The following is a 20,019-nucleotide window of genomic DNA, read 5'->3' as shown; positions in this document are numbered from 1 at the left end:
ACTCCGCCACGACGGCAAGACTCAGGGCCGGTAGGGAAAGCGCGGCGCGACGTAGCCGGCACTCCAGAAGGGGACGTAACCGTAGTGCATATAGAGGCGGTCGTAGAACACGTCCTGGTCGACGAGTTCCGGGTCGTATGCGGGGGCGTCGGCCACCTCGTCCCGGGTTCGGTCGATGCACACCGCGTCCTCGCTCACGTCCGCCACGGCATCGACGGGGACGTAGCTCTTCTTCTCGCCGATGCCCAGGAAGCCACCGTGTTCCAGAAGGAGGAAACGGACTTTGCGTTCCCCCTCGTCGACGATCAGGTCGCCGACCTTGCCGAGTTCGTTCCCGGAGCGGTCGGTCACCTTCCGGCCCCGGATGTCCTCATCGGCGGCGGGGATGACCTGCGGCGCATCGGAAAGCCTGGTCAGGACGGGGATGTCGCCGGACTTCATGGATTCTCCCAACGTCACGACATGCAGAACAGCGGGCTCTCGGTCCCCGTTCTGCCATTTCCGTCCCGGTTCCCTCCCCTGACCGTGTCATGCGTATCCGGGGAATCCGGGACGACTACGCCGGGAACCGATTCGTCGTCGTCCGGGAGGCGGGCAAGGTCGTCGCCACTCCGCTGCCCGCCGTCGCCGCCGTCCAGAGCGCCGACCTCGTCTTCGCGGAAGCGCGACGACAGCCGGCCCGCACGGCATCCGGCCACAGCGGTGTTCTCCGGTTGCCACCGACGCCGAGGTCTATAGCCTGAAACCGTGCCGAAGCCTGAGATCGCGCCGTCACCGCAGCGCTCCCTCCGCCTCCCCCGGCCGGCGATCCGCTCGCCCCGGTCCGGATGCCCGGCCCGCATGACGCATGCCGATGCGTGACACGCTCCGGGTCCAGCTGTGGCCGCTGCCTACGCTGGGGATCGCACTCGCCGTCGTCGCCGGGGTGGGACTGCCGCGGCTGGACAAGCGGATTCAGTACGACCTGCCGATCTGGTTGAGCGACTACCTGTTCGGCGGCAGTCCGGACGCCGCGCGCTCGGTGCTGGCCGCGATCGCCGGTTCCCTGGTCACGGTCACGGCGCTGACCTTCTCGCTCACCGTCTTGACGCTTCAACTGGCGAGCAGTCAGTTCTCCCCGCGCGTGTTGCGGACCTTCTCCGCGGACCGGTACGTCAAGACGACGCTGGCACTCTTCCTCACGACGTTCACCTTCGCCCTGACCGTGCTGCGCACCGTGCGCACCGGGGAGGACGGGCAGAGCGGTTTCGTGCCCCGGGTATCGGTCACCGCGGCCTTCGTGCTCACCCTGGCCAGCGTGCTCGCCCTGGTTCTGTTCCTGTCGCACCTTGCACGCGAGATCCGCATCGAGACGATGATGAGCAGTGTCCACTCCGCCGCCGACCATTCCATCAGCCTTCTTCTCGCCATGAAGGAGGACGGTGACCGCGCGGATCCGGACGCGGGCAGACCTCCCGCCGCGCTACCGGAGCCACCGGACAACGCGCTGGTCCTGACCGCCGACCGCTCCGGCTTCCTCACGTCCGTGGACGAGGCGGCCCTGGTGAAGGCCACTGTCGAAGCCGACGCGTTCGTGGTCCTCGACCGCTCCCCCGGGAGCTCACTGATCGCCGGCACGCCCATCGGAGCCGCCTGGGCCCGCGCCGGTGAGCCGTTCTCGTCGGGCACACGTGAGGCGCTGGCCGAAGGAGTCGCCGAGGCGGTGCGGACCGGTCCCGAGCGCACCGAACTGCAGGACGTCGCCTTCGGGCTCCGGCAGCTCACCGATATCGTCGCCAAGGCGCTCTCCCCGGGCATCAACGATCCGACCACCGCCGTGCACGCCCTGTCCCACTCCTCCGCCCTGCTCTGCGCGTTGGCGCGCCGTGACCTCGGCCCTCGTCTGCTGTGCGACGACCACCAGCAGGTCAGGGTCGTGCTGCGCCGTCCGGACCTGCGGGATCTGCTGGATCTGGCGGTGGACCAGCCCCTGCGCTACGGAGCCGCCGAGCCCGCCGTCCTGGCCCGTATCGCCATGCTGCTGCGTGAACTGGCCTGGCATGTCGAGCCCGTTCAGCACCCGCCCGTCACCGCCGCACTCACCCGACTGCGCTCCACCATCGATGCCCAGAACCTGCACGCCACCGAGCACTTCAAGCTCACCGAACTGACCCGGCTCGTCGACGACGCGCTGGCCGGGCGTTGGCCCCGCGGGCCCGGCAGCTGACCGCAGCACGTCACGAACACGGGCCGGGCCTCGGGCGCGTGTCCATTCTCCTTCCAGGTGCGGGGGCGCACCGGCGCACAGGCGCCCCTGTGCCGCCTCGGGAACCGCCCCGGCTCGGCATACTCCTCCGCCCGGCACGCCCCTCTGGCGGCCGTCCCGGCATGCGTGCGGGCAGGGGCAGGGGCAGGCTGTAGGTAGGCACGGGCTCCGCGATCAGTCACCGCCTGTTCGTTCCACGATCCGAACGGGCTGCGAACCAGGCCCCGGGCAGTCCCGGCGGACACGGCGAGGGGTGTGAGGGGTGTACGGCAGTGGAGAAGCGGGTGAGGGAGCTCAGCGAGAGCGATGACGATCCGCTCGGCCTGCAACTGGCCGCCCTGGGGGTACTCGACGACCTGGGAACCGTGGTGGGATGGAGCCGGCGTGCCCAGGACCTCACCGGTTACCCGGGCCCCGAGGTGATCGGCCGCTCGGCCTTCGAGGTCCTGGTGGACCCCCGCGATCTGCCGGCCGTCAGGGATGCCGCGGCGGCCTGCCGGAAAGCCGGTGTCTGGTTCGGGATGCTGACGGTGCGGCACCGCGGCGGCGAGCAGGTGGAACTGGGGCTCAGGGTCTCCGAGTTCTCACGGGGCGATGCCCGCGAGTGGTGTCTCGCCGGGGCGCCCGCGGCCGATGTCCTGGAGTGGCGGAGGGACCGCGCGGTTCTCGACGGGTTGTACCGACGGTGCCCCGTCGGCCTGGTCGTGCACGGTCCCGACATGCGGATTCTGCGGGTCAACCGGGCGATCGAGCGGTTCGCCGGGGTCACGGCCGCCGAGCTCCGGGACAGGCCCGTCGGGGTTCTGCTCGTCCCGGACGACGCGCGTAAGGCCGTGGACCGCGTGCGCCGGGTGCTGCGGACCGGGAGGTCGTTGGTCTACTCCGAGCAGTACGCCCGCCTGGAGCGGGACCCGGCGCGAGAACGCGTCGTATCGGTGTCGTCCTTCCCCATGACGGATCCCGCGGGCCGGGTGCTGGGGGTGGCCGAGATGATCGAGGACATCACCGACCGCCACCGTGCCCAGCGGCGGCTGGCCCTCCTCGCCGAGGCCAGCTCGCACGTCGGTACGACCCTGGACATGGGGCAGACCGCGTGGGAACTCACCGACGTGCTCGTCCCTCACCTCGCCGACCACGCCTCGGTGGATCTGCTGGATCCGGTCGTCCGGGGGGATGAACCGGCACGCGCCCTGATGGAGCCCGTGGTGCGGGTGGCCATGTGCAGCGCCGGCGGGCAGGAGCACTGCCCGCGCGCCCCGCGGGAAGAGCCGCTCGACTACGCGCCGGGCACGCCTCAGGCCAGGTGCCTGACCGACGGCCGCCCTGTCCTGGCACCCGCGCTTCCGTCCGCGCTGTGGTCCCTGGAGCCGGGCACGGGCCAGGCCGTGCCACCCGGCGCGCACTCCCTGATCGTTGTTCCGTTGGCAGCCCGGGGCCTGGTGCTGGGCGTGATGAGCCTGTGGCGCTCGCGGCGGCCCGATTCCTTCGAAGCCGATGATCTGACCCTGGCGTCGGAGCTCGCCGCACGCGCCGCCCTGTCCATCGACAACGCCCGGCGCTTCGCCCAGCAGCAGCAGACCTCGCTCACCTTGCAGAGCAGTCTCCTCCCCAGCGCGGTGCCCCAGCAGCCGGCCATCGAGGCGACGCCTCGCTATCTGCCGGCCGCCGCGGGCCCGGGCCTGGGCGGTGACTGGTTCGATGTCATTCCCCTGTCCGGGGCGAGGGTCGCCCTCGTCGTCGGCGACGTGGTCGGCCGCGGCCTGCACGCGGCCGCCACCATGGGCCGGCTGCGTACGGCCGTTCACACTCTGGCCAGCCTGGACCTGGAACCCGACGAGGTGCTGTCCCGCCTCGACGACCTGGTGAACCTGCTGGCGGCCGAGGTGGAGACGGCCCGGGAACGTCCGGCCACCCAGCAGACTGTCAGCGCGACATGCCTGTACGCCGTCTACGACCCCATCTCGCGGCGCTGTTCCGCTGCGCGCGCCGGCCATCCGCCGCCGGTGGTGACGAGCCCGGACGGCCGGGCGGAGTTGCTCGACCTGCCCGCCGGCCCGCCGCTCGGCCTGGGCGGTCTGCCCTTCGAAGCGCGGGAGTTCGAGCTGGCCGAGGGCAGCCTGATCACGCTCTACACCAACGGGCTGATCGGCGAGCGCACCCTGGACGCCGACGAGAGCCTGGCACGGCTGTGTGCGGCCGTGAGCCGCCCCGCGGACCCCTTGGAGGAGACGTGCCAGGCGGTCGTGGACGCTCTGGTGCCCGCTCGTCCGGCCGACGACATCGCTCTGGTCATCGCTCGCACCCGTGTCCTCCCGGAACGGAACGTCGCCTCCTGGCAGCTGCCCCAGGAGGCCACCGCGGCCACCCGGGCCAGGTCGCTCGTCACCGCGAAACTGGCCGAATGGGGACTGGAACACCTCACGTTCACCACCGAGCTGGTCGTCAGCGAACTGGTGACCAATGCCTACCGTTACGCCAGCGATCCGGTGACCCTGCGGTTGATCCGCGAGCGGTCTCTGGTCTGCGAGGTCAGCGACGGCAGCCATACCTCGCCGCACCTGCGCCGGGCCGGCAGCACTGACGAAGGGGGTCGCGGTCTTTTCCTGGTGGCCCAGATGACGGAGCGGTGGGGTACCCGCTACAGCCGCGACGGCAAGACCGTCTGGGCCGAGCAACCACTCGCCTCCGGGTAGGCCACCTGCGGTAACGCTGCCGGGCACCGACAGCGCGGCCTGCCGTGCGGGTGAAGGGTGACGTGCGGGGTACCAGGGTGCGGCGAGGTGGGTGCACCCGGTGACGGCCTTCTGCCCGCGGACGGCCGCTCCACCGTCGTGCCGCCTCCGCGAGGCGGTCAGGGCACGCCCCGATGATCCGACCGGGCACCCCACCCGGACGCCCCGCCCCGTTTCCGCACGCTGCCCGAGTGTCCCCAGCCCGACAGGAGCGCGCCGTGATCTTCCAGGACCGCCCCCATGCCCCTGCCGTACCCCCCGCGTCCCCCGCACGCCGGAGTCGGGCGCGCCGGAGGCGGAGCGGTGTGGCGGCGGGGCTGCTCGCGGTGCTGGCGGTGTCATGCACCAGCGGCTCCGCCGACTCCCCGAAGAGCACGGCCGGCACTTCCCCGCCCGTTGAAGAGCGTTCGGCGAGCAGCGAGCTGCAGAGCGACTACATGCGTGTCGTGAACGACGTCCTTCCCTCGGTCGTGGAGATCACGACCGAGGGCGGGCTGGGCTCCGGCGTCGTCTACGACAAGCAGGGCCACATCGTCACCAATGCCCATGTCGTCGGCGAGCAACGCCGCTTCACCGTCGATCTCGCCGACCGCCAGCAGCCCCTTCAGGCCGAACTGGTCGGCCGCTACGCAGCCAACGACCTTGCCGTCATCCGTCTGGAGAACCCGCCGTCCGGACTGCGCCCGGCGACGTTCGCCGACAGCAAGGAGGTCGAGGTCGGACAGATCGTGCTCGCCATGGGCAATCCCCTGGGGCTGTCCAGCAGTGTCACCCAGGGCATCGTCTCCGCCATCGGCCGAACCGTCTCCAGGCCCGCCGACGGCGGCTCGGCGCCCGGCTCGATCCCCAACATGGTGCAGACGTCGGCCGCCATCAACCCCGGCAACAGCGGTGGTGCGCTGGTCGACCTCTCCAGCCGGGTGATCGGCATCAACACCCTGGGCGCCGTCGACCAGCGACTCGGCGGGGCCGCCCCCGGCATCGGCTTCGCCATCCCCAGCTCCGCCGTCACCCGCATCGCGGACCAGTTGATCGAAGACGGCAGGGTGACCAGCAGCGGACGCGCCGCGCTCGGTGTCACGGTGCGCACCGTCCTGGAAACCGACTCCGCTCCGGCGGGCGCGGCCATCGTCACCGTCGCGGAAGGCGGCGCCGCGGACGAGGCCGGCCTGCGACCCGGCGACATCATCACGAACCTCGGCGACACGCGGATCTCCTCCGTGCAGACGCTCGCCGAGGCACTGGCCGCCCACAGCCCCGGCGACAAGGTCTCCCTCACCTACGACCGGGCGGGAAGCTCCCACACCGTGCGGATGACCCTCGAGACCCTCAGGAGCCCCTGATCATCACGAGCCGTCGAGGTGTTTTCCTCCTGTGCCGGGGTGGTACCCACCGGTCCTGTTGCGCACAGCACACGACCAACTCCGGGAGGGACACGGCTTGTCGACCCGATTCAAGAGGTATCTGCTCCAGGACTTCCCGCTGATCCACCTGATCATCGGCGGATTCGGCAACACCACGTTCCTGGTGGGGAGTGTGTTCTTCCTGTTCCCCAGTCTGGAGCGGGTCGCTCTGTGGCTTTTCGTGGCCGGTTCGCTGGGCATGTTCGTCGGGACCGTGGGAGAGGTGTTCGTCCGGCACGCTCGCAGGAGCCGCGGTTCCCCCGGTTGAGCACGCCGGCCGGGGCAGGGGCGTGATCACCAGCTCCAACCGGATTGCCCCGTGCTGCGGCAAGGCGCCCGAGACACGCACGGTCACCGCACGGCGGCTCGGGACGAAGCAGCCGCCCTGTGCGCCGCACTGGACTGGCTCACCAGCGCGCAGTGCGAGGAGGTGGCACAGGTCTACGTGCACCATCGACTCGAACTGACCCGCCGGATGCTCCGCACGACGGTCGCGCGGGCCGAACAGCTCCGCGGCACGTACGAAGCCCGGTATGCCTCGCTGCGGCCCGACCTGCTCAAACGCCATGCCGCGGCTGCGCGATAGCACTGGTCTTCGCCGCCTGGCTCGGCACGCTCACGAGCACGATGCCGCGCTGACACGGCCGGGCCACCGCCGCCGAATCCCGGTCGTCGGAGTGCTCGGTTGAAAGACGAAAGATCCGCTCGGCCGGGTCAGGCCAGTCGCCGCCTGCGGTCGGTCGCGTAGGCGTGCAGGATCGTCATGGCGTCGTCCGTGTCCAGACGGAGGAACTCCCGGTTCAGAACCCTGGTGAAGTCTTCCAGGGCACGGCCGAGGAGGGCGGCGCCGGTGCGGACCTCGACGCTGGCTGACATCTGCCCCTGGACGGCCAGGTCAGCGGCGTAGCCCGCCATCGCGGCCAGGGACGTGTCGTCCTCGGCATCGTGGAAGTAGTAGGCCTCGGCGTGCTGGTTGAGATCGACCCGGACCTGCGTCACGTCGGCGGCGAGGCTCGTCAGCAGGCTCGCCGTCATGGTGGGGCCGAACCGGTCGGCGGGGTGCCCGGCCCTCCGCAGTATCGCCAGACGCAGGGCGAGGGTCCTGCGGCGGGTGACCGCGGGATACACCTGGGAGATCCAGGAGACGACGGCCGTGAGCAGGGCGAAGCCGATGAGCGCTTCAAGAGGTGCGGCGATGCGCAGCCAGCCGTCGGCCGGAACGATGTCGCCGAACCCCAGGGTGGCCACCGTGACCGCGGACAGGTACAGCGCGTCGAGGAATCCGGTGCGTTGCGCCGGGTTCAGGTCGCTGGAGTAGGAGAAGCCGCCCGGCAGGTGCGGCCAGTAGATCAGCGCCCAGCCCAGGATCATCGTCATGGTCCAGAGGGCGGCCACCATGGCCAGCGCCAGCGGACCGGTCACCGAGACGACCCGGCCGCCGACGTCGATCCGGCGGGCCAACCGCCACAGCCCGGCTGTCACCCACCTGCTCGCCTCCCCCCGCCCCGTGGGGCGCCACAGGGTGTGGAACACGTCCCGCAGGACGGCCACGGCGAGTATCGCGCCGATCAGTGTGACGAGCCAGCCCGCTCCCCCGCTCACCTGCGTCCCTCCGGATGCAGAACGCCGCGCACCGACACTCCTGCGGTGTGGCGCGCGGTGGCCAGTCCCACGCTGATGAGTTTTCGTACGGCGACGACGGCAGCCGCGAGCAGGATGCCGTCCCAGGACAGGTCGCCGGCGAGGCGGACGAGACCGGCGGCGACCAGGAAGTCGAGCAGCACCGCCAGGGCGGAGCCGACGGCGCGCACTGTCCGGTAGGCCGCCACGGCCGACAGGAGCCCGAACGCGGTGATCAGCACAGCGGCGGCGTTCAGCCACTCGCTCACGTCTTCTTCCCCTCACCGTCGTGCCCGGCGTGAGACCGGGACGATTCGGTGTTCCGCAGCTCGGCGCGCTCCTGCGCGATCTCCCGGCCCAGGAAGTAGTTCAACGCGGTACGGATGGCCGCGATGGCGGCGAGCTGACCGATCTCGGTGAAGCTCGGCGCCACCGCCGTGCGCAGCACATCACCCGCCAGCTGGAACTCGAGTCCGAGGACCAGGAAGCGTCCCAGTCCCAACCGGATGCGGTTGAACTCCTCGACCCGGCCACCGCCGCGCAGGCCCGAGGACACGAACCGCCAGAACGCCCAGACCGCTCCCACGAAGATGATCAGAGCACCGGCCGACTCGATCAGCCGCACGAGGAAGCCGATCGCCTCGCGCAGCGCGGACTCGGGCAACAACTCCAGCGACAAAATCATGATCGATTGAGTACCCGCCCGTCCGCACTCGATACCGATGGGTCCGGCATCCGCACCGCTCGTCCGCACTCGATACCGATGGGTCCGGCATCCGCACCGCACCGTCGGATCATCCCGGACTACGCGTCCCGGCCGGCACTCGTTGCGAGCGGCTTCGAGTCGCTGAACCACCCTTCCGCGAGTCGGCATAGTGGCCGCACGCAGAGCCAACCCTCGAACTGTGTTGCCTCACCACATGTGCGCCTGACCTGTATGTTGACGTCACCCTGCTCGTGGCCGGCGCCTGCGCCCTCGCCCGGATCGGGCGGTGAACCGATGCGGCCGACGCCATGGCCCAGCGTCGCGGCATGGGCAACCGGCTCCTCCATGGCCGCCAGATCAAGATCATGGCCCTGATGGAGCAGGGCCTGGACCGGACGGGCCTGTCAGCCCTGGACCTGGACCGCACCGGACGACATGCCGCCCGCGTAGTCGACTCCGTCGTCAGCGTCGCCCGACTCGACGCCTACGCCGCACGAGACGCACTGCACCACCCCGTCGCCGCGTCTGCCCTGGACGACGGGGCGACAGACGCGCTCAACGCGGTGATCGCCGCGGCCGGACTGGGATCCGGCGTCCTGTCCGCCCACCACCATGAGGCTCTGACGGGCGCGGTCGGCCACGCCGAAACAGAGCTGGAAAGGCTGCTGCAGGCCGAACCAGATCCCGGCCAGGAGGGGACGACCGGGATGGCCCGCCGTGCTGCCCACGCTGTTTGGCGGTGTCGGCGTTTCGGCCATTTCCTGCCCGCAGGCGCTCCAAGCCAGACCAGGGATCCCGCGCCCGCAGGGTCCCCCGACGCAGGAAATAGCGGGCTCCCCAGCACGACCGAATGACGTGTGTTCGATATCGCAGCCGTGTCGTTAGACCTCACGACTCTGCCGCAGCGACCGTCCTAGGGGGAACGATGACCTCGGCCATCACTCAGGACCAGCCGCCGCAACCCCCCAAGGGGACCGCGCCGGACGACGAACCGCAGGAGGCCGGTGTTCGAGAGGGCGCTGGTCGGGGAGAACGGCTCCGGCAAGACGACCCTCTCGCGCCTACTGTGCGAGCTGCTGCTGCCCACCGAAGGCGACGTGGCCTGGGACCACGCCTCCACCGCGTACCTGGACCCGTGGGGGTTGTGGAAGCACGTCGCGCTGGTGCCGCAGAAGTTCACGTACCTGCCGCTGACGATGCGCGACAACATCACACGAGACCGGCGAGGTCTGCGGCGGAGTGGGGCCCAATGCCCGGCTCCGCCTGGCCGCCCGGGTCACCGGCATCGGGCCGGCGGCCGTCGACCCCGCCTCCGGCCACCCCTTCGCCCGCCTGCTCGCCACCCCCGCCCAGGCAGCCGCCCTGCTGGGCTGGGGCCCGCCCGGCGCGCGGCAAGCCCAGCTCGCGGCGGAGACGGCACGCGAGCGGTGGGGGCCTGCCCACCGCTCGCTCCGCCGCCATCGAGGAGATCCCTGTGGAGGGGATGCGGCTGAGCTGACCCGAACACGCACCCCGCCTCGACTCCTCCCGCTCCACGCCCCTCTGAGGTAGCCCCATGCCGTTGTCGCACGACCACATCCGCACCACCGTCGAGACCTACCTCGCTCGCCACCCTCACGAGCGCGAGCAGCTCGGTGTCCTCCTTGCCGCCCTCGAACGTCCCACCGACATCGCCTGCCGCTCCACCTTCACCGGACACGTCACCTGCGGCGCGATGGTCGTCGACCCGCTCGGCCGCGTCCTGCACGTGCTGCCCCTGGCGAGCGGGAAGGTCCTCGCCCCCGGCGGACACCCCGAGCCCACCGACGAGTCCCTGGCATCAGCGGCGCTGCGGGAGCTCCACGAGGAGACCGGGATCCCGCCGCAGGCCGTGGCACCGTGGCCCGGCTATGAGGCAGTGCCGTTCGACATCGACATCCACGACATCGACGCCCACCCAGGCAAAGGCGAACCCGGCCACCAGCACTTCGACCTCCGGTTCCTCTTCCGCCTGCACCCCTCAACAGATGTGCCCGTGGTGCTGCAGGAAGGAGAGGTCGGCGGCATCGAGTGGCGTCCCGTGGACAGGGTGTCCTCCCCCTCACTGCGCGAGAAGCTGCTCAAGCTCCCGCCCAAGACCGAACCGGATGCGGCCAACGCCTCCGCCCTGATCTACAACGACCGAGGCGAGTACCTGCTCCACCTGCGCGACTACTTCCCCGGCCGGATCTGGGAGCCGGGCATGTGGTCCCTGCTGGGCGGCGGTCGAGAGCCCCAGGACGCCACCCTGGAACACACCGTGCGGCGGGAACTGGCCGAGGAAGCCGGCCTCGACATCGCCGACCTGACCCCGTTCGGCACCGAGTACGCCTCCGACGACGCCGGCGCGAGCGTGCCCATCGCCATCTACGCCGGCCGCTGGAACGGCGATCCCCGCGAACTCCGTCTGACGGAAGGGGTGATGCTGGCCTGGTTCGCCCTCGACGACCTCCACCGCCTGCGCATCGCAGACACCACCAGCGATCTCGTACGGCGCCACGCCGCCAGCCTCCCGGCCAACGCTTCCAGCACTGCGTCGCAGAGCGGGCTCTCGTCGCACGAGGAGCGCCGCCCAGCTTCGCCGCACGGCACGGTCCTCAACGTCATCGGCGTCCACCTCTACCTGGAGCGGCCCGACGGGACGGTGCTGCTCGGGCTGCGCCACCCCGACTCCGCGTTCGCGCCGTCCACCTGGCACGTCCTGGCCGGCCACTGCGAGCAGGAGAGCGCCATCACCTGCCTGATCAGGGAGGCACGGGAGGAAGCCGGACTGCGCGTCGAGCGCCGGGACGTCGAACTCGTCCATGTCGTCCACCACATCGACCGCGCTGGGGACCGGCCCCGCGTGGGCTTGTTCTTCCGCGCTCGCACGTGGACCGGCGAGCCGGAACTGCGCGAGCCGGACAAGTGCACCCAGTGGACGTTCTGGGATCCCGCCGCGCTGCCCGACAACCTCGTTTCCTACACCCGCCAAGCCATCGCAAAGATCCAGAACGGGGACCTGTACAGCGAGACGGGCTGGCGCACATGACCGGCACTCCGAGCGGCGCACACCGTCGTGTGTCCACTGCAACTGCGGTCGGCCGTGATGACACCCGTCTGGTGGTGATCCGCGGCAACTCGGCGTCAGGCAAGTCAAGCGTGGCCCAGGGCCTGCGAGATCACTACGGCCGCGGTATCGCGGTCGTGGGCCAGGACGTGATCCGCCGGAACGTGCTCAGGGAACACGACACCGCGCGTGGCGCCAACATCGCCCTGCTGGGCAGGATCGCGCGCGAAGCACTGAACGCCGGCTTTCACGTGGTGCTTGAGGGGATCCTGTACGCCGACCGCTACAGCCACTTGATCACGTCTCTGGTGCGGGACCACCGCGGTGTCTCCCGCTGCTACTACCTGGACGTGCCGCTGGAATCGACGTTTGTCCGACACGCGTCGAAGGCGGATGCCGCGTACCTGACGGAAGTCACCGACAGCCACCTCGCCTCCTGGTACCGCGAGCTGGATCTGCTGCCCGGCGGTCTGGAGACCGTGATCCCGGCCGACAGCACGCTGCAGGACACCGCCGCGCGAATCATGGGCGAAACCGACCTGGCCGCTGCCTCCCCCATCCCGCCACCGCAGTGCAAACCGTCGCGGGGAGACTCGATGAACCCTCTGGTGTTGATGTCCGATCCACGGGTCGCCGCGATCACGGTGCGCGAGTGCGGGGAGCCGCTCGTCGACGTGCGTGACCACAGCTTCCGCGTCGATCCCCGCAAGCAAGATCCACTGGGCGCGTTCGCCCACGTCCGCGAGGGCGTCCTCGCCCGGCTGGAGAACGCCCGCTCGCTCCTGCCCGCCGGCACCGACCTGCTGTTCATCGAGGGCTACCGGCCGCTGGCCCTACAGCAGCACTACTTCACCGAGTACCGAAACGAGCTGGCCTCCGCTCACCCCGGCTGGACGGCTGAGCAGCTGCACCAGGCCGCCAGCCGGTACGTCTCGCCGCCGGAGATCGCGCCCCACTCCGCCGGCGCGGCCGTGGACGTAACCCTCGTCGACCAGGACGGCCACGAACTCGACCTCGGCACCCGCGTCAATGCCTTCCAGGTCGGCGCGGCCACGAAGCTGGCCACCGGCTGGTACGCAGCCGGCCGCGACGGTGCGGGCCGCCGCGGCCGGCTGCGGGCCGGAACCGCGCTCATCGCCCGCGGAGAGTTCTCCGTCGTCATCATCGGCCTGGCCGGTCCCGCCCAGGACCGCCTCGGAGCCCTGGTCACCACTTATGTGATGCTCCTGGCCGTCTGCGGACCCGTCCTCACCCGTTTCGCCCCCACCCGCGCCACAGCCCCGTTGCCCGCCACGGTCGCGGGGCCCGCTTCCGGACCCCACGACCGGCGCCCTCAGTGACGCTCTGTCGTGCCCCGTACCACCGCGACCGGGCAGTGCGCGTGGTGCAGGAGGGCCTGGCTGACCGACCCCAGGAGCAGCCCGGCGAAGCCGCCGCGTCCCCGGGCGCCGACCACCAGCAGCTGAGCGGACCGGCTCGCCTCGATCAGCGCCTCCCTCGTCCCGCCGTGCACCACCCGGTGTTGCACCGCCACACCGGGGTAGCGCTCCTGACGGCCGGCGAGCGCCTCGGCGAGCAGCCGCTCCTCCTCCTCGGCCAGCGCTCCCGGGGGGTTCGCGTACGGCTCTGACGGATCCTGCGGGGCGGGCATCGGCGCATTCCACGTGGTCCAGGTGTTGAGCGCCACCAACGGCGCGTTCCGCAGGGCGGCCTCGGCGAAGGCGAAATCCACCGCCTTCTGCCCCGCGGCCGAGCCGTCGACGCCCAGCACGATCGGACCGTCGGCGTGCGGCTGCTCGCGCACGACGAGTACCGGACACCGGCCGTGCGCCGCCAGATGCACCGCCGTCGAGCCCACCAGCAGCCCGACGAACCCGCCCATGCCCCGGGAACCGATCACCATCAACTCCGCGGCACGCGACTGCGCCTCGAGAACCGTCAACGGCTCACCGGTCAGCACCACATGACTGACATGGATGTCCGGCGCCACCGCCCGCGCCCGCTCGACCGCTTCGGTCACCAGGCGATCGACCATGTTCCGCAGCCCGCCCTCCGGCGGTCCCAGCGGCGACGGCCCCAACGGTACGTGCATCGCGGGCCAGACAAACGCGTGTACCACTCTCAGCCCCGCCCCGCGTGACCGCGCCTCCCCTGCGGCGACCTCCACTGCGGCCAGACTCGACGCCGAACCGTCCACACCCACGACAACAAGACCACTCACCATGCCTCCTCATACAGATGATTGTTAGCTGTCACCTTCAAGTTCACCCCGCCCAGGCTCCGCTGGCTTTGGGCCGAGTGGCCGCCACCAGGGCCAACCGGCACTGGCCGGAACCGGGCGGGCAGGACTGTGACCCGTCCGGTCCCGAGGGCAGGGCCACAGGGCCCTGGTGCACGTGGATCAGGCGTCCGGTGTCGGTGTTCCGTTTCGCCGGGCAGATGGCCGACAATCGCGTGCGCGCAACCGTGCGATGGACGCGTCCGACGACACCCTCAAGTCCGGCACCACCCAGGCGGCAGCCGACAGCTAGGCGGGCTCGTCCACCACAGTGCGGCTCGACGACGGCCGTGCTGGTGTGCTGGGCGCCTGGTGGGCCGCCCGGGAACGGCTCGACAGGCACCGCTGAGCAAGGGGGGCCGGGTCGCCGGCGGCGGCCTCGACACAGGCCGCACACACCGAGCACCCGTCGTGCGGCCCCTGCGCCTGGCTACGTGATGTCCAGGACGTCCCGCACCGGTCGGCGCGGGGTCGCCGGGCCTCGCGGCCCGTAGCCAAGTCGCAGCACCATCTGCACCTGCCCGATGCCCGAGGCCGGGTCACGGGCCAGCAGACGCAGCTCGCGATCCTCCAGCGCGTGCGAGGTCAGGGAGGTGGCCAGGTCGGCCAGGGTGGCCTCAAGGAGGACGCGTTCGAGGGCCTGACCCGCGCGCAGCCAGTCGGCGGGACCCTCGCGGCGGGTGCTCAGCAGGGACAGGTGCGGGGTGTGCTCGAAGGCGGTGGTGCCGCGGTCGGCCACCGGCCGGCGTCCGGAGAAGTCCCGCACTGGGGCTTTGCCGTCGCGCCTGCGCGGGCCGAAGGCGTACTCGGGGACGCCGTCGACTGCGGTGTCCGCCTCCGCTCCGAGCCGGGTCCAGCGGACCAGGTCTTGGTCGGCGTCCGGGTACACGCTGTCGCGGCTCTCGGCGTCGCGGACCAGGTCGAGCACGGTTTCGGCATGCCAGGGGCCGGGGAAGGACAGCGTCGCCCCCTCCCGCGCCGCCGCTTCCTGCAAGGTGGTCCGCACGGTCTCGGGGATGCCCTTCTCGGCGAAGGGATGGCGGCTGGTGTGCCGCTGCCGGATTGCCGGGTGCAGCCGCGCCAGCTCCTCGTCCCGCACGCTCCCGATCGGGTCGGGCAGACGTACGGCGGCGAGCAGCAGCGGGTCGTCCGGCTCGGGCAGCAGCGTCGTCTCGGGAGCGAGATCCGCGTGCGCCGCGGCGACACGCAGGTTGAGCAGAGCTGCCCCGCACCCGATGTGCAGCGCCCGGTTGTCGGGGTCGGACCGGGGCATGGCCCGGTCGGGGTCGGCCCGCAGCTGCAGGACGCGCTCGCCACTCAGGTAGCGAAAGCGCCACGGCTGCGCGTTGTGCATGGACGGCGCCGCCGTGGCCTCGGCCACCAGCGTGGTCACTGTCTTCTCGTCGAGTGGTCGCTCAGCCATGGCATCCTCCTCGCCGCCCCGGTCAGGGGCGGTCACAGCACGGGTACCCCAGCGAGCCGATCGGTGTGCCGGGGGGATCAGGACCACGAGTGCAGACGGACGCCGGCATGAGTGTCATCAGTAAGCCGCCAGACCGCGCTCGCGGAACTGACCTCGCACTCGGTCCACCAGCGCGGCGTCCGGAACCGGGTTGTCCCGCAGGGGGAAGGGAATGCCCAGTGCCTCGTACTTGCCCGCGCCGAGCTTGTGGAACGGCAGGACGTCGACCCGTTCGACGTTGCCGAGGCCCCACAGGAAGCGGGCGAGTCCCTCTACGGCGCGTGGGTCGTCGGTCCAGCCGGGTACCAGGACGTAGCGGATCCACATCGGCGCTCCGAGCCGGTTCAGGCGGGTGGCGAAGCTGAGAGTGGGCCCGAGATCGCCGCCGGTCAGCTTCCGGTAGGTGCCGGCATCGAAGGACTTGATGTCCAGCAGCACGAGGTCCGTGTCGGTCAGCAGTTCGTCGGTGGCACGGGCGCCGAGGAAACCGGAGGTGTCCAGGGCGGTGTGCAGTCCGGCCTCCTTGCAGCGACGCAGCACCGCCGCCGTGAAGGCGGGCTGGAGCAGTGGCTCGCCGCCGGTGATCGTCACGCCGCCTCCGGCCGTGATGACGAAGGGGCGGAACTTCTCGATCTCGGCCATCACCTCGTCGACCGTGGCCTCCCGGCCGTCCCGCAGGTGCCAGGTGTCGGGGTTGGCGCAGTACAGGCAGCGCAGCGGACAACCGTTGACGAACAGGACGAACCGGGTCCCGGGACCGTCCACGCCGGTGGACAGGTCCCAGGAGTGGATCCGGCCGGTCGTCCGGCCGAGTCCCGTCGTACGGTCGGTCGCGGTGTTCACAGCGCTCCGTGGAAGGTACGGCTGATCACGTCGAGCTGCTGCTCGCGGGTCAGGCGAACGAAGTTGACGGCGTACCCGGAGACCCGGATCGTCAGCTCGGGGTACTTCTCCGGGTGTTCCATGGCGTCCTCCAGGACGGCCCGGTCCAGGACGTTGACGTTCATGTGGAAGCCGCCGGACGCCATGTAGGCGTCGAGGATGCCGACCAGGTGCGCGGCGCGCTCGCCCGGGTGGTGCCCCAGCCCCTCGGGAGTGATCGTTGTGGTCAGCGAGATGCCGTCGCGGGCCTGCTCGTACGGCAGCTTGGCCACCGACAGCGCGGACGCCGCCACCCCGTGCCGGTCACGGCCGTTCATCGGGTTGGCGCCGGGCGCGAAGGGCTGTCCGGCGCGACGGCCGTCGGGAGTGTTGCCGGTGTGCTTGCCGTAGACGACGTTGGACGTGATGGTCAGCACCGACTGAGTGTGCTCGGCGTTCCGGTAGGTGGGGTGCCTGCGCACCTTCGCCATGAACGACTCCACCAGGGCGACGGCGAGGGAGTCCGCTCGGTCGTCGTTGTTGCCGTACGCCGGGAACTCGCCCTCGGTCCGGAAGTCCACCGCCAGACCGTTCGCGTCACGGAACACCTTCACCCGGGCGTACTTCACGGCCGACAGGCTGTCCGCGGCGACGGAGAGCCCGGCGATGCCGCAGGCCATGAAGCGGTGCACGGGGTGGTCGTGCAGGGCCATCTCGATGCGCTCGTAGGCGTACTTGTCGTGCATGTAGTGGATGACGTTGAGCGCGTCGACGTACGTCTCCGCCAGCCAGTCCAGCGTCCGGTCGTAGGCCGCCGACAGCTCGTCGTAGTCGAGGTACTCGCCGGTCAGCGGGGGCGTTGCGGGGGCGATCTGTTCGCCGGTCATCTCGTCCCGGCCGCCGTTGACGGCGTACAGGAGGGCCTTGGCCAGGTTGACCCGGGCTCCGAAGAACTGCATCTGCTTGCCGACCGCCATGGCGGAGACGCAGCAGGCGATCGCGGTGTCGTCTCCTGTGCGGGGCCGCATCAGGTCGTCGGACTCGTACTGCACGGCGCTGGTGTCGATGGACACCTGCGCGCAGAACTCCTTGAAGCCGTCCGGCAGCCGGGGCGACCACAGCACGGTCAGGTTCGGCTCAGGGGCCGGGCCGAGGTTGTAGAGGGTCTGCAGGAAGCGGAAGGAGGTGCGGGTGACCAGCGGGCGGCCGTCGGTGCCGATACCGCCGATGGACTCGGTCACCCAGGTCGGGTCGCCGGAGAACAGGGCGTCGTACTCGGGGGTGCGCAGGAAGCGCACGATGCGGAGTTTGATAACGAAGTCGTCGATCAGCTCCTGGGCACGGGTCTCGTCGAGGAGGCCCTCGTCGAGGTCGCGCTGGAGGTAGACGTCGAGGAAGGTGGAGGTGCGGCCCAGGGACATCGCCGCGCCGTTCTGTTCCTTCACGGCGGCCAGATAGCCGAGGTAGAGCCACTGGACGGCCTCGTGCGCGGTGGTGGCCGGGCGGGCGACGTCGCAGCCGTAGGAAGCGGCCATCTGCGTCAGCTCGCCCAGCGCGCGGATCTGCTCGGCCAGTTCCTCACGGTCCCGGATGACGTCCGCGCTGGAGGGCCGCGCGTCCAGCAGGGCGCGTTCAGCCCGCTTGGCCGCGATGAGGCGGTCGGTGCCGTAGAGGGCCACGCGTCGGTAGTCGCCGATGATCCGGCCGCGGCCGTAGGCGTCCGGCAGACCGGTGATGATCCCGGCCTTGCGGGCGGCGCGCATCTCGGGGGTGTAGGCGTCGAACACGCCGTCGTTGTGGGTCCTGCGGTAGGTGCCGAAGACCCTGGACACGAACGGGTCGGCCTCGTAGCCGTAGGCCCGCAGTCCGTTCTCCACCATGCGCAGGCCGCCGTTCGGCATGATGGCGCGCTTGAGCGGAGCGTCGGTCTGCAGGCCCACGATCAACTCGCGGTCCCGGTCGATCCAGCCGGGGGCGTGCGAGGTGATCGTGGAGGGGGTCGCGGTGTCGACGTCGTGGATGCCGCGGCGCCGCTCCTCCGGGAAGAGTGCGCTGACCTTCTCCCAGACCGCGCGGGTGCGGTGCGTGGGCCCGGCCAGGAAGGTCGCGTCGCCTTCGTAGGGCGTGTAGTTCGCCTGGATGAAGTCGCGCACGTCGATGCGCTCACGCCACTTGGTTCCGGCGTACTGCCGCCAGGCGTCGGCGGTCCGGGGGCCGGCTGTCACGGTCGCGGTCATCGCAGGTCCTCTCCCTGGGCGGGCTTTCTCACTGTTCTTCTCGTTGTCGATGCTCGTCGTCCGCAGTGGCAGGGGGCAGTGCCGGACAGGGCACCGCACCGGTCCCGTCCGGCCCGGGTCGGCCGGGACGTTCGGCCCACCCACAGGCACTGCTGCGCGTCGATCAGGGCGCGGACGAGCAGAGCCGACGAGGCCCTGGGGCGGGCGAGCAGTCGACCGCAGGTGAGTTCAGACGTGCGGGACCACGACGACGGGGCAGGCGGCGTGGTGCAGGACGGCGTGGGTCACCGGACCGGTGTGGGCACCGAGCCGGCCCCCGCTCGTGCGGCGCCCCACCACGAGCAATCCGGCGTCGCGCGCGGCGTGCACCAAGAGGGTGGCGGCCCGGCCGGCGGTCACCGTCTCGGTCACAAAAACGGTCGGATACTTCTCGCACCACGGGCGCAGTGCCGCCACCACCGCGTGCTCCCCGGCCGCGAGCGCTTCCGGCCCGGCCACCGGGACCGACGGGACGGTCGGCGGTGTGACCAACGACGGATCAGAGGCGGGTCGCGGCGGCGTCCGGAACGCGTGGACGACACGCAGGGCGGTGCCGCGCCGCCGGGCGGCGTCGAAGGCGAACTCGATCAGTTCGTCACACGGGTGCTGGACGTCCAGACCCAGGACGACCGCGCGGTACGGCGTCTCGAGGATCTCCTCCGGTGCGATGCCGTCCGCGGCCGGCACATGCTCGTCGGCTGCGCTCAGCCCCGCCCTCACCAGCACCACGGGCCGCGTCGACCGGGCCACCACGCGCTGGGACACGGATCCCATGACGAACCCGCTCACCCTGCCCATACCGAGTGATCCGAGGACCAGCAGCTCGGCCTCCGCGGCGGCGGCGACCAGGGCGGCGACCGGCGCGTCGCACACGAGGCGGTCGACGATCCGCAGCCCGGGGTGGGCCGCGCGGACGCTGTCGACGGCATCCCGGAGTGTCTGCTCGGCCCAGTCGTGCTCGGTACGGTCCCTGGGCACGTACGGTGCGGGATGGGGGTGGCGGCGCCAGGCGTGCACGACAGCCAGCCCGGTGCCGCGGCGCGAGGCCTCGTGAGCCGCCCAGTGCGCGGCCGCCAGGCTCGCGGGTGATCCGTCGACTCCCACTACGACGTTGCAGAACATCGCACGTCCCTCCCGGAGCCCGGACCCTCCGGTTCTCCTGACGGCTTCGAGCCTCCTCGCGCGGGAAGCGAATGCCCAGGGCCGCACGCCCTGTGCGCGGGCCCCTTCGCCCCCATCGAATGGCGGGCGCGGTTCCGGCGGCCCGGGACGGGGCCCATCGGCCCCCGGCCCGGGCCTGACGGCACCTCGCGCCGGCACGCTCGCCGTTCGACGCTGGAACTCGACAGGTCCCCACAGCTGAGGAGCA

General features: G+C 71.0%; 17 protein-coding genes and 1 pseudogene. 9 read left to right on the top strand and 9 right to left on the bottom strand.

Annotation, left to right across the window (positions count from 1 at the left end; translation table 11 throughout):
- Nucleotides 1–21: 21 nt before the first annotated feature.
- Nucleotides 22–441 (bottom strand): PRC-barrel domain-containing protein, encoded by a 420-nt coding sequence (locus QNO09_RS05695; RefSeq protein WP_283968934.1) that lies wholly within the window; start codon nt 439–441, stop codon nt 22–24.
- 412 nt (nt 442–853) lie between these two features.
- On the opposite strand from QNO09_RS05695, the gene QNO09_RS05690 reads away from it, so the two are divergent.
- The 5 genes from QNO09_RS05690 to QNO09_RS05670 all read left to right on the top strand — a co-directional run bounded on the left by QNO09_RS05690 (nt 854) and on the right by QNO09_RS05670 (nt 6,966).
- Nucleotides 854–2,206 (top strand): DUF2254 domain-containing protein, encoded by a 1,353-nt coding sequence (locus QNO09_RS05690; protein ID WP_283968933.1) that lies wholly within the window; start codon nt 854–856, stop codon nt 2,204–2,206.
- Between the two features lie 323 nt (nt 2,207–2,529).
- Nucleotides 2,530–4,938 (top strand): SpoIIE family protein phosphatase, encoded by a 2,409-nt coding sequence (locus tag QNO09_RS05685; protein ID WP_283968932.1) that lies wholly within the window; start codon nt 2,530–2,532, stop codon nt 4,936–4,938.
- A gap of 344 nt (nt 4,939–5,282) precedes the next feature.
- Nucleotides 5,283–6,320 (top strand): S1C family serine protease, encoded by a 1,038-nt coding sequence (locus QNO09_RS05680; protein WP_283968931.1) that lies wholly within the window; start codon nt 5,283–5,285, stop codon nt 6,318–6,320.
- Nucleotides 6,321–6,417: 97 nt separating this feature from the next.
- Entirely contained in the window at nt 6,418–6,648 is a 231-nt protein-coding gene (locus QNO09_RS05675; RefSeq protein ID WP_283968930.1) for a YrhK family protein, read from the top strand.
- A 51-nt stretch (nt 6,649–6,699) separates the two neighbouring features.
- Nucleotides 6,700–6,966, top strand: a complete 267-nt coding sequence (locus QNO09_RS05670; protein WP_283968929.1) for a hypothetical protein — start codon at nt 6,700–6,702, stop codon at nt 6,964–6,966.
- Nucleotides 6,967–7,094: 128 nt separating this feature from the next.
- On the opposite strand, the gene QNO09_RS05665 is transcribed toward QNO09_RS05670, so the two are convergent.
- From QNO09_RS05665 to QNO09_RS05655, 3 genes are read right to left on the bottom strand one after another with little or no spacing between them, the layout of a single operon-like run.
- Entirely contained in the window at nt 7,095–7,982 is an 888-nt protein-coding gene (locus tag QNO09_RS05665; protein WP_283968928.1) for a potassium channel family protein, read from the bottom strand.
- Nucleotides 7,979–8,269 carry a DUF1622 domain-containing protein gene (locus QNO09_RS05660; protein ID WP_283968927.1) on the bottom strand — a complete coding sequence of 97 codons (291 nt, stop codon included), beginning with the start codon at nt 8,267–8,269 and terminating at the stop codon, nt 7,979–7,981. The genes QNO09_RS05665 and QNO09_RS05660 overlap by 4 nt, the downstream gene beginning before the upstream one ends.
- Nucleotides 8,266–8,685, bottom strand: a complete 420-nt coding sequence (locus tag QNO09_RS05655) for a DUF1622 domain-containing protein (RefSeq protein ID WP_283968926.1) — start codon at nt 8,683–8,685, stop codon at nt 8,266–8,268. The genes QNO09_RS05660 and QNO09_RS05655 overlap by 4 nt, the downstream gene beginning before the upstream one ends.
- Nucleotides 8,686–9,032: 347 nt before the next feature.
- Between QNO09_RS05655 and QNO09_RS05650 the strand changes: the two genes are divergently transcribed.
- The 4 genes and pseudogenes from QNO09_RS05650 (at nt 9,033) to QNO09_RS05635 (ending at nt 13,113) form a co-directional block, all read left to right on the top strand.
- Entirely contained in the window at nt 9,033–9,560 is a 528-nt protein-coding gene (locus tag QNO09_RS05650) for a hypothetical protein (protein WP_283968925.1), read from the top strand.
- A 162-nt stretch (nt 9,561–9,722) separates the two neighbouring features.
- A pseudogene (locus tag QNO09_RS05645) lies at nt 9,723–9,920 on the top strand (ATP-binding cassette domain-containing protein); the annotation flags it as partial.
- A gap of 341 nt (nt 9,921–10,261) precedes the next feature.
- A complete protein-coding gene (locus QNO09_RS05640) occupies nt 10,262–11,755 on the top strand; it encodes an NUDIX domain-containing protein (RefSeq protein WP_283968924.1) in 1,494 nt (497 codons plus the stop codon).
- Nucleotides 11,756–11,784: 29 nt separating this feature from the next.
- Nucleotides 11,785–13,113: an AAA family ATPase gene (locus QNO09_RS05635; protein WP_502962247.1), complete on the top strand. Its 1,329-nt coding sequence runs from the start codon at nt 11,785–11,787 to the stop codon at nt 13,111–13,113.
- On the opposite strand, the gene QNO09_RS05630 is transcribed toward QNO09_RS05635, so the two are convergent.
- The 5 genes from QNO09_RS05630 to QNO09_RS05610 form a co-directional block, all read right to left on the bottom strand.
- Entirely contained in the window at nt 13,107–13,994 is an 888-nt protein-coding gene (locus QNO09_RS05630) for a universal stress protein (protein ID WP_283968923.1), read from the bottom strand. The genes QNO09_RS05635 and QNO09_RS05630 overlap by 7 nt on opposite strands.
- Nucleotides 13,995–14,481: 487 nt before the next feature.
- Nucleotides 14,482–15,474, bottom strand: coding sequence for an Acg family FMN-binding oxidoreductase (locus QNO09_RS05625; RefSeq protein ID WP_283968922.1), 993 nt, complete (start codon nt 15,472–15,474; stop codon nt 14,482–14,484).
- 117 nt (nt 15,475–15,591) lie between these two features.
- Nucleotides 15,592–16,356, bottom strand: a complete 765-nt coding sequence (pflA, locus tag QNO09_RS05620) for a pyruvate formate-lyase-activating protein (protein ID WP_283968921.1) — start codon at nt 16,354–16,356, stop codon at nt 15,592–15,594.
- Nucleotides 16,353–18,611: a formate C-acetyltransferase gene (gene pflB, locus QNO09_RS05615; RefSeq protein WP_283968920.1), complete on the bottom strand. Its 2,259-nt coding sequence runs from the start codon at nt 18,609–18,611 to the stop codon at nt 16,353–16,355. Before pflB ends, pflA begins: the two co-directional genes overlap by 4 nt.
- A 228-nt stretch (nt 18,612–18,839) precedes the next feature.
- Complete coding sequence (locus QNO09_RS05610; protein WP_283968919.1) at nt 18,840–19,772, bottom strand: universal stress protein; 933 nt, start codon at nt 19,770–19,772, stop codon at nt 18,840–18,842.
- Nucleotides 19,773–20,019: the final 247 nt, after the last annotated feature.

It is taken from the genome of Streptomyces sp. 378 (assembly GCF_030124145.1).
Lineage (GTDB): Bacteria > Actinomycetota > Actinomycetes > Streptomycetales > Streptomycetaceae > Streptomyces.
Note: the sequence above shows the minus strand (reverse complement) of the source record. Positions and strands in the feature narration are given on the sequence as shown.